Origin of the sequence: Pseudomonas sp. K5002, assembly GCF_013386655.1 — a bacterium.
Lineage (GTDB): Bacteria > Pseudomonadota > Gammaproteobacteria > Pseudomonadales > Pseudomonadaceae > Aquipseudomonas.
Genome location: NZ_JACARK010000376.1, coordinates 1 through 9,116 on the forward strand (window position 1 = coordinate 1; position 9,116 = coordinate 9,116).

The 9,116-nt window shown below is 61.4% G+C and carries 10 protein-coding genes; 5 read left to right on the plus strand and 5 right to left on the minus strand.

The features are described from left to right. The 4 genes from HX846_RS17885 to HX846_RS17900 form a co-directional block, all read right to left on the minus strand. Positions 1 to 620 (minus strand): OpgC family protein (locus tag HX846_RS17885; RefSeq protein ID WP_178965817.1); only part of this gene is annotated, 620 nt, incomplete at its 3' end. A 143-nt stretch (positions 621 to 763) separates the two neighbouring features. Further along, positions 764 to 1,060: a cupin domain-containing protein gene (locus HX846_RS17890; protein WP_178965818.1), complete on the minus strand. Its 297-nt coding sequence runs from the start codon at positions 1,058 to 1,060 to the stop codon at positions 764 to 766. Positions 1,061 to 1,126: 66 nt separating this feature from the next. Then, positions 1,127 to 2,746, minus strand: coding sequence for an FMN-binding glutamate synthase family protein (locus tag HX846_RS17895; RefSeq protein ID WP_003216444.1), 1,620 nt, complete (start codon positions 2,744 to 2,746; stop codon positions 1,127 to 1,129). A gap of 130 nt (positions 2,747 to 2,876) precedes the next feature. Then, the gene (locus tag HX846_RS17900; protein ID WP_003216446.1) at positions 2,877 to 3,641 is read right to left on the minus strand and encodes a LuxR C-terminal-related transcriptional regulator; all 765 of its coding nucleotides are present in this window, start codon (positions 3,639 to 3,641) and stop codon (positions 2,877 to 2,879) included. A 93-nt stretch (positions 3,642 to 3,734) separates the two neighbouring features. Between HX846_RS17900 and HX846_RS17905 the strand changes: the two genes are divergently transcribed. From HX846_RS17905 to HX846_RS17925, 5 genes are all read left to right on the plus strand, one after another. Then, on the plus strand, positions 3,735 to 4,556 hold the full coding sequence (locus HX846_RS17905) for a carbon-nitrogen hydrolase family protein (RefSeq protein ID WP_178965819.1): 822 nt from the start codon (positions 3,735 to 3,737) through the stop codon (positions 4,554 to 4,556). Between the two features lie 228 nt (positions 4,557 to 4,784). Further along, positions 4,785 to 6,110 carry an APC family permease gene (locus HX846_RS17910; protein WP_003216451.1) on the plus strand — a complete coding sequence of 442 codons (1,326 nt, stop codon included), beginning with the start codon at positions 4,785 to 4,787 and terminating at the stop codon, positions 6,108 to 6,110. Positions 6,111 to 6,210: 100 nt separating this feature from the next. Then, entirely contained in the window at positions 6,211 to 6,483 is a 273-nt protein-coding gene (locus HX846_RS17915; RefSeq protein WP_003216453.1) for a type B 50S ribosomal protein L31, read from the plus strand. Between the two features lie 182 nt (positions 6,484 to 6,665). After that, entirely contained in the window at positions 6,666 to 8,012 is a 1,347-nt protein-coding gene (locus HX846_RS17920) for an HD domain-containing phosphohydrolase (RefSeq protein ID WP_023659212.1), read from the plus strand. Positions 8,013 to 8,060: 48 nt separating this feature from the next. Continuing rightward, positions 8,061 to 8,471 carry an NUDIX domain-containing protein gene (locus HX846_RS17925; RefSeq protein WP_008435540.1) on the plus strand — a complete coding sequence of 137 codons (411 nt, stop codon included), beginning with the start codon at positions 8,061 to 8,063 and terminating at the stop codon, positions 8,469 to 8,471. A gap of 95 nt (positions 8,472 to 8,566) precedes the next feature. Here the strand turns inward: HX846_RS17925 and HX846_RS17930 are convergent. Then, positions 8,567 to 9,116: LysR substrate-binding domain-containing protein (locus HX846_RS17930; RefSeq protein WP_256739832.1), on the minus strand; the 550-nt coding region annotated here is incomplete at its 5' end.

A 9,116-nucleotide genomic window follows, 5' to 3' on the forward strand; every position in this document is an offset into this window, starting at 1 on the left:
CCGCCCAGCACAAACAGCAACTGCCAGGTCACCGGGTTGAAGTACCACACGCCGTCGGCAATCGCCGCCAGGTTCCAGCCCAGGTGCGGGGCCAGCAAGTACACCGCCAGCGAAACAGCCACCACCGCCGAGGTCTTGCGCAACAGCAGCGGCAACACCAGCGGCAGGCAACCCAGCAGCACGATGTACAGCGGCAACGGGTCCATCAGGTTGGGTTTGAAGCGCAGCAACAGTTCATCCACCAGGGCTTGCTGGGGATGAGTGACGAAGTGCGTCAGGCCCATCTCTTCAACGAGGTCGCGGGTTTCCACATGGCTGTTGGCGAAGAACACGATGCCCATCAGCATCGCCAGCAGGAAGATGTGCACCACGTACAGCACCCAGGTGCGCCGCCAGATCTTCACGCAGGCGATCAGATAACCGTCGCGCTGCAGGATCTTGCCGTAGGCCAGCACGGCCGCATAACCGGCCAGGAACACGAAGACTTCCGCCGCGTCGCTGAAACCGAAGTTGCGCAAGGTTATCTGGCCCAGAGGGTTGTGGGGCACGTGATCCCAGAAAATAAAGATCAACGCCAGGCCCCGAAAAAAATCGATGCGCGGGTCGCGTCCGTTCAACATGGCAGCGGGCTCTTGAACAAGGGGTTTAGTAATGACAAGTGGACGACGGCTTCAGTCGAGCCGTACGTCGGGCGGGCGCAGGTTGGCGGTATTTGTAAGCAATTGCAAAGCTGAGTTTTTTGCTGAATGTCTCATCGCTTTGTTTAAACGTCGATGACCACCAGCGTGCCTTGGCTGCCGGCGAGTACCGCGTGGGCGATGCCGGCTTCAACCAGGTACATCTGACCGGCGCCGACGTCGATGGCCTCCTCGCCAATAGACAGGCGCAAAAGGCCGTCGATCACCAACAGCCCTTCGTTGTAGTCGTGGGTTTCTTCTTCATAAGCCTGTGCATCCATGCGCAGCACCTTGATCCGCGCCGGGCCGACCTGGCCCACGCGGGTGGATTTCCAGGTGTCCGGCTGTTGGGCGGCAAGGGCGGTGAAGTCGAGTAACGGCATGGTGAAGCTCCTTGTTTCAACGATGCCGTTCGGTGGTCCGGTTCAGCGGGGTTGTTCAGTGCGGGCTCAGGCCGCGGCGATTTCATTCGGCTCAAAACTATCGGCCCGTGCCATCTGCCACATGCGCGAATAAAACTCGCCGTTCACTTCGCCGGTGAGCAATTCGCCAGGTTTCAGGAATACATGCAACTGCGAGAACAGCTTGATCTCGGTGGCCGACATGCGCCGCACCAGGTGCTTGGCCGACAGTTGTGAAGGGTGGTCGAGACCGGCGGCAGCTAGCATTTCTGCCAGGGCCTTCAACGTGTTGCGGTGGAAGTTGAACACGCGCTGGGCCTTGTCCGGCACCACCAGTGCGCGCTGGCGCAACGGGTCCTGGGTGGCCACCCCGGTGGGGCATTTGTTGGTGTGGCAGCTTTGCGACTGGATACAGCCGATGGCGAACATGAAGCCCCGCGCCGAGTTGGCCCAGTCGGCACCGATAGCCAGGACGCTGGCGATGTCGAACGCGCTGACGATCTTGCCGCTGGCGCCGAGCTTGATCTTGTCCCGCAGGTTCAAGCCCACCAGGGTGTTGTGCACGAACAACAAGCCTTCACGCAGCGGCACGCCGATGTGGTCGGTGAACTCCACCGGCGCGGCGCCGGTGCCGCCTTCCTTGCCGTCCACCACGATAAAGTCCGGGAGGATGCCGGTTTCGAGCATGGCCTTGGCGATGCCCATGAATTCCCACGGGTGGCCCAGGCAGAACTTGAAGCCCACCGGTTTGCCGCCCGACAGTTCACGCAGCTGGGCGATGAAGTGCATCATTTCGATGGGAGTGGAAAACGCGCTGTGGCGCGACGGCGAGATGCAGTCCTCGCCCATCATGATGCCGCGGGTGTCGGCGATTTCCTGGGTCACCTTGTGCTTGGGCAGAATCCCGCCGTGGCCCGGTTTGGCGCCCTGGCTCATCTTGATTTCGATCATCCGCACTTGCGGGTTCTGCGCCTGCACGGCGAAGCGTTCCGGGTCGAAAAGGCCGGCGCTGGTGCGGCAGCCGAAGTAGCCGCTGCCGAGCTCCCAGGTCAGGTCGCCGCCGTTTTCCCGGTGATAGGGGCTGATGCTGCCTTCACCGGTGTCATGGGCGAAGTTGCCGAGCTTGGCCCCCTGGTTGAGCGCGCGAATCGCGTTGGCGCTCAGCGAACCGAAGCTCATGGCCGAGATGTTGAACACCGAGGCCGAGTAGGGCTGCTTGCATTGCGGGCCGCCGACGATCACGCGAAACGCGCTGGGATCGCTCAGCGGCGCGGGGCGCATGGAGTGGCCGATAAACTCAAAGCCCGACTGGTAAACGTCGATCAGCGTGCCGAAGGGTTTGTCGGCACTTTCATTCTTGGCGCGGGAATAGACCAGCGAGCGCTGGGCCCGGGAGAAGGGCAGGGCGTCGCTGTCGGATTCCAGCAGGTACTGGCGGATTTCCGGACGGATGCCTTCCACCAGGTAACGGATATTGCCCAGGATCGGGTAGTTGCGGCGCACCGCGTGGGGGCTTTGCAGCAGGTCGAAAATGCCGATCAGGCTAAGGATGCCGGTGACCACGGCGATCGGCCACAGCCATTCGTGTTCGATAAACGGCATGCTGGCGAGGGTGAAAATGACGCAGACGGCAAAGAACGCGTAACGGCTTAACAAGGACAGGCTCATACAGGGTTCCTTAGTTTTTATCCTGTAGGAGCGAGCTTGCTCGCGAAGGTCGTTAACGATAGCGCGGTTGTCTGGATGACCGCGGTGCATTGACGTTTTTCGCGAGCAAGCTCGCTCCTACAGGGCTCGATCAGGCGTTTTGCGCCTGCAGAAAAATCGAGAACAGCTCCGACTGGGATTTGATCCCTAGCTTGCTGTACATGTGTTTCTTATGGACTTTCACGGTTTCAACAGAGATTTCCAGCTTACGAGCGATTTCCTTGCTGGAGCAACCACTGAGCATCAAACGGCCCACATCCAGCTCCCGCGCGGTGAGTTGCGCGCCCCAGCCATCGTTGTGGATCGGCTGCTCCGGAGCGCTCACCTGGTTGAGTTCATGGGGCAGGCGCTGGCGCAGCAAGCCCAGTACCCACGGTTGAATCAGCGACAGCAGGGCAATCTGCTGTGGGTCAAAGCGCTGTTTGGAGCCCAGGGACAGGCACAGGGTTCGCCCGTCCGGTTGCTGGCAGTTGAACTGGATTTCATCGGCCACCACGTTCAACCGGAAGTAGCGCTGGTAATACTCGGTCAGCTCGAAATGCTCCGGGGCCACTTCGGCCAGGCGAAACAGTCCGGTGCGCGAGTGTTCGCGGCTGGCGATGTAGAAGGGATCGAGCAGGTATAAACCGTTGAGGTAATCCTGGAACAGATGGTCGGGTTCGCCGTCCTGGCCCGGGCATTCGGCGAACACCAGGGGTTTGTGCTCGCTGCTGAACAGCAACACCACCCAACTGTCGAACGGCACATATTGGTCCAGCAACCGGACAAGCTGCGTCCAGAAATTCGGCTGGTCCAGGGCGTCTATCATCTGCCCCACCGAACGGTGCCAGGCGATGTCTTCCAGCGACAATGTCATGCATCTACCCCCATAGGGTTAACCCGGCTGCGTGATTTCCCGAGTGTTCGCGGCTGCGCATACTGCGCCACAGATAAAGAACAAGGAATAACCATGAAGGTCGAATTTGCCCAGCTGGCAGGCCGCGATAACGGCACAGCTTACAACCTTGAGCGCGCGTTGGCGGCAATTGCTGCGTGTGCGGCGGATACCCAATTGGTCGTATTCCCGGAAACCCACCTGATGGGCTTCCCGACCGCCGGCACCGTGGCCGAGGTGGCCGAGCCGGTGGACGGCCCGACCGTGCAGACGATTATCCAGGCCGCCCGTGCGCGCAATATCGCCGTGGTGATCGGCATGGCCGAGAGCGACGCGGGCCAATTCTATAACACCACCTTGATGATCACCCCGGACGGCATCGCCCTGCGCTATCGCAAGACCCACCTGTGGGCCTCGGACCGTGGCGTCTTCACCCCGGGTGACCGCTACGCCACCTGCGTGTGGAACGGCGTACGCGTGGGCCTGCTGATCTGCTACGACATCGAATTCCCGGAAACCGCCCGGGCCCTGGCGCAGTTGGGCGCTGAAGTGTTGATCGTCACCAACGGCAACATGGACCCGTACGGCCCCACCCACCGCACTGCGATCATGGCCCGCGCCCAGGAAAACCAGGCGTTCGCGCTGATGGTCAACCGAGTGGAAGAGGGCGACGACGGCCTGATGTTCGCCGGTGGCAGTGCGCTGGTCGATCCGTTCGGCAGCTTGCTGTTTGAAGCCGGGCGCGGGGAAGGGCAGTTCAGCGTTGAACTGGACCTGGGACAACTGGCGGCGGCGCGACAGGACTATCGCTACCTGGATGACCAGCGCTTGAAATTGCCGGGGGAGGTGATTGAGCGCGAGGACGGGACGCGGGAGTTGTTGATCCCCAAACCCTGACACGGGTCTCGTGGCAAGGATGCTGTTGTGGCGAGGGGGCTTGTCCCCCGTTGGAGTGCGAAGCGCTCCCGCTTTTTCTGGGGCCGCTTCGCAGCCCAACGGGGGACAAGCCCCCTCGCCACAGAAGCTGCATTTCACCAAAAAGCTGCTTCAACCATAAAAATTATTGCGTTCGCTGCACCGACTTCAGTTCTGCCATAAATCTAATAATTGCGCGGAGAATCGCTCATGGCTCGTTTGCAACGCACCCTGTCGTTAGGGTCGGTGGTGCTGTTTGGCATCGCCTATATGACACCGATCATTGTCCTGGGCACCTTCGGTATCCTGGCGCAATCCACCGCCGGCATGGTCCCGGCCGCTTACCTGGCCGCCCTGGTGGCGATGTTCTTCACCGCCATGAGCTACGGCCGCATGGCCTCGGCGTTCCCGGTGGCCGGGTCTGCCTACAGCTATGTGCGCAAGGCCATCAGCCCCAAGCTTGGGTTTATCGCCGGTTGGGCGGTGTTGCTCGACTACCTGTTCCTGCCCATGGCCATCTGGCTGATCGGCGCGGCCTACCTGCATTCGGCTTTCCCGGCCGTGCCGCAATGGGTCTGGGTACTGGCGTTTATCGGGGTCACCAGTGTGATCAACATCATCGGCCTGAAACTCGCCAACGGCATCAACGCCTTGCTGATGCTGGTGCAGTTCCTGGTGCTGGTCGCCTTCGTCGCGCTGTGCATCCACTACATCGGCGGTGATGCGAGCAAGCCGCTGTGGACCATCACCCCGTTCTTCAACGGCCAGATGCAAATGCCGTTGATCATGAGCGGCGCGGCGATCGCCTGCTATTCGTTCCTGGGCTTTGACGCGGTCAGCACCCTGACCGAAGAAACCCGCGACCCGCGCCGCACGATTCCCCGGGCGATCATGCTGATCACCCTGATCGGCGGGCTGATCTTCGTCGGTGTGTCGTACTTCGTGCAGATCGCCCACCCATCGTTCGAGTTCACCGACGTGGATTCTGCCGCCTACGAGATTGCCCGCAACATTGGCGGCGACCTGTTTGTGTCGATCTTCCTGATCGGCCTGATCGTCGGCCAGTTCGCCTCGGGGCTGTCAGCGCAGGCCAGTGGTTCGCGGTTGCTGTTTGCGATGGGGCGCGACGGGGTGTTGCCCAAGTCGTTCTTCGGTACCTTGCACGCGCGCTTCGGTACGCCGGTCAACAGCATCCTGCTGTGCGCGGTGGTTGCGTTACTGGCGTTGAGACTGGACGTCACCACCTCCACCTCGTTCATCAACTTCGGTGCGTTCCTGGCTTTCAGCCTGGTGAACCTGTCGGTGATCTTCCACTACTGGATCGGTGCCAAGCAGCGCGGTTTGCGGGAGTTGGTGCTGTTCCTGGTGTTCCCGACCATCGGCCTGGTGGCGGATTTGTGGTTGATGGTCAGCCTCGATCACCTGGCGATTTACCTGGGCCTGAGCTGGTTGGCGATTGGCCTGGTGTACCTGGGTTTCCTGACGCGGGGCTTCTCCCGGCAGCCCCCGGAAATGGACTTCCAGGAAGCCGCATAGAAGCTCGGGGTCTATTCTTATTGCAATCGGTTCTCGTTTGGGTGCATCATTTGTGTTACTGTATAACACTTGATGTTCACCCAGACGCCCCGGAGGCCTTATGAAACCTGGTATCCACCCCGACTACCGCACCGTGTTGTTCCATGACACCGCCGCCGACGTTTTCTTCCTGATCGGTTCCACCGTGGAAACCGACCGTACGCAACAACACAGCGACGGCAACACTTACCCCTACGTACTCCTGGACGTGTCCAGTGCCTCGCACCCGGTGTACACCGGCCAACAGCGCAAGACCCAGTCCGAAGGCCGCATCGCCGGCTTCAACAAGCGATTTGCGTCGTTTGGTTCGGCCGGTAAAACCGCCGAGGCGTGATGCACCGCGCGTTACCTCAGGGCTGCTTCATTCAATGAAGTGGCCCTTTTTTATGCCTATCTGACGAAGTGATATCGCAAGGCCATCACTGCAAAGAAAAACCGACTAAACTGCTGGGTAATGGCCAGGAGGCTGTTACCTTGACCGTAGGACACGCACATCGACGCTATACGAGGTGCCCCATGGGAGAGTCAGTGACCTTCGCAAATCCCGACCGCCCGGTGGTGCTGTTGATTGACGCACACCCGGACGTGCTGGACCGCCTGACGCAGTTGCTGCGCCTGGAACCCTTTGAATTATGCAGCGCCACCGACGCCGCTCACGCGCTGGCGATTCTGGCGCAGCAACCCGTCGACCTGGTGATGAGTGCCGCGCGCCTGCCGGACATGGACGGCGCCACCCTGCTTGCGCAGATCCACCATGATTACCCGCACACCGTGCGCATCCTGCTGACCGGTGAAACCGACCTGACGCTGATCATCAAGGCCATCAACGAAGGGCAGATCTACCGCTACCTGAGCAAACCCTGGAAAGACGAAGAACTGCTGCTGGCGTTGCGGCAATCCCTGGCCCATCAACACTCCGAGCGTGAGCGCCTGCGCCTGGAGCAATTGACCCGCCAGCAGAACGACGAACTCAAGCAACTCAACGCCAGCCTGGAAAAACGCGTGGCCTCACGCACCAGCGAGCTGCAGCAAACCGCTGACATGCTCGACCTGGCCTACGAAGAACTCAAACACAGCTACGCCACCGGCACCGAAGTGTTCTCGCTGCTGGCCAACCTGCGCTTGCCCCGAGCCAAGCAAACCAACCGGCAGATCATCGAGCTGGTGCGCACCTGGTGCCACGGCCGCGGCCTGGATGAGGCCAGCAATCGCGACCTGACTATGGCCGCCGCGCTCTACAACATCGGCAAGTTGAGTTGGAGCGACAACATGATGGTCTCTCCCAGCGACCTGCTGCACAGCACCTACCGTGAGCGGTACCGGGCGTATCCGGCCCAGAGCGAATCGTTGCTGATGACCCTGGAACCGATGAAAGACGCGGCACGCTTGATCCGCCATCACCAGGAACGCTGGGACGGCAGCGGCTTTCCCGACCACCTCAAGGGCGAAGCAATACCTGTAGGTTCGCGCCTGTTGAAACTGGCGGTGGACTTCATCGAACTGCAACGCGGCTTGATCCTCGAACGGCAGATGAACAGCGACGAAGCGCTGCTCTACATCCGCAAATACGCCGGGCGCCTTTACGACCCGGACATGGTCGAGGACTTCATCCAGGCCTGCGCCGCGTTCCTCAGTGACGTGACCCTGGGCGACCCGTCGGTGAAGGTCCTGACCACCCGCGAACTGGCCGAAGGCATGGTGCTGGCGCGCAACCTCAACGCCGACAACGGCATGCTGCTGCTCAACGCCGGCAAGGTGTTGAACCTGCCGCTGGTGGACAAGCTGATTGCGTTCGAGGCCATGGAAGGGGCGAAGTACAGCGTGTTCATCAAGGAGCCGGATGAGGCACTGCTTTCGGGGTGAGACCGGTTCATGGGATCCTTGCGCCTTTGTATTCAAGGCGACCTTTTCATGACCTCCACCATTCGCATCGCCGCCGCCCTGCTGATCGGCAGCGACGGCCAGACCCTGCTGGTACGCAAGCGCGGCACCCAGGCCTTCATGCAGCCGGGCGGCAAGATCGATGCCGGCGAGCAACCCGCAGAGGCTTTGGCCCGTGAGCTGCACGAAGAACTGGGCCTGCGAGTTGATCCGGAGGCGGCTGTGTACCTTGGGCAGTTCTCGGCGCCGGCGGCGAATGAGCCGGGGTTCGTGGTGCAGGCCGAATTGTTCCAGGTGCACATCGACGTGCCTGTGACACCGGCTGCCGAGATTGAAGAGGTGTGCTGGATCGACCCGGCGGGCGACGGCGGTTTGCAGCTTGCGCCGCTGACCCGGGATTTGATTCTGCCGTTCTACCGCGCCTCTCTGATCCCTGCCTGATCTTGTGGCGAGGGAGCTTGCTCCCGCTGGGGCGCGAAGCGGCCCCAGGATTTTTGGGTCTGCTGCGCAGCNNCGCCACAGGTATCCGCTACAGGTCAGCGAACGGCGCTGACGCCGTCCAGGGTCGAAAACGAGGTGTCCTTGGCCGTCAGCAGAAAATCACGCATGTACGGCGCGTCCAGCATGTCGGCGCGAATCCCGGCGTACAGCGTGGCAAACAAACCTTTCTCCCCCAGCCGCTTGGCCTTCACATACCCCCGGGAGCTGTATTCATGCAGCGCCCAATGGGGCATGCCGCACACGCCGCGACCGCTGGCCACCAACTGCATCATCATCACCGTCAGTTCCGAGGTGCGCACCTGGGCCGGTTCTACATCCGCCGGTTCCAGGAAGCGGGTGAAGATGTCCAGGCGATCCCGCTCCACCGGGTAGGTGATCAGGGTTTCGCTGATCAGGTCTTCGGGCACGATGTACGGCTTGTTCGCCAGCGGGTGCTGGTTGGCCACGGCGAGCATGGCTTCGTAGGTGAACAGCGGTACATAGGTGATGCCCGGCAGCTCCAGCGGGTCCGAGGTCACCACCAGGTCCAGGTCGCCACGGGCCAAGGCCGGCAGCGGCGCGAAGGCGAAGCCGGAGGCCAGGTCC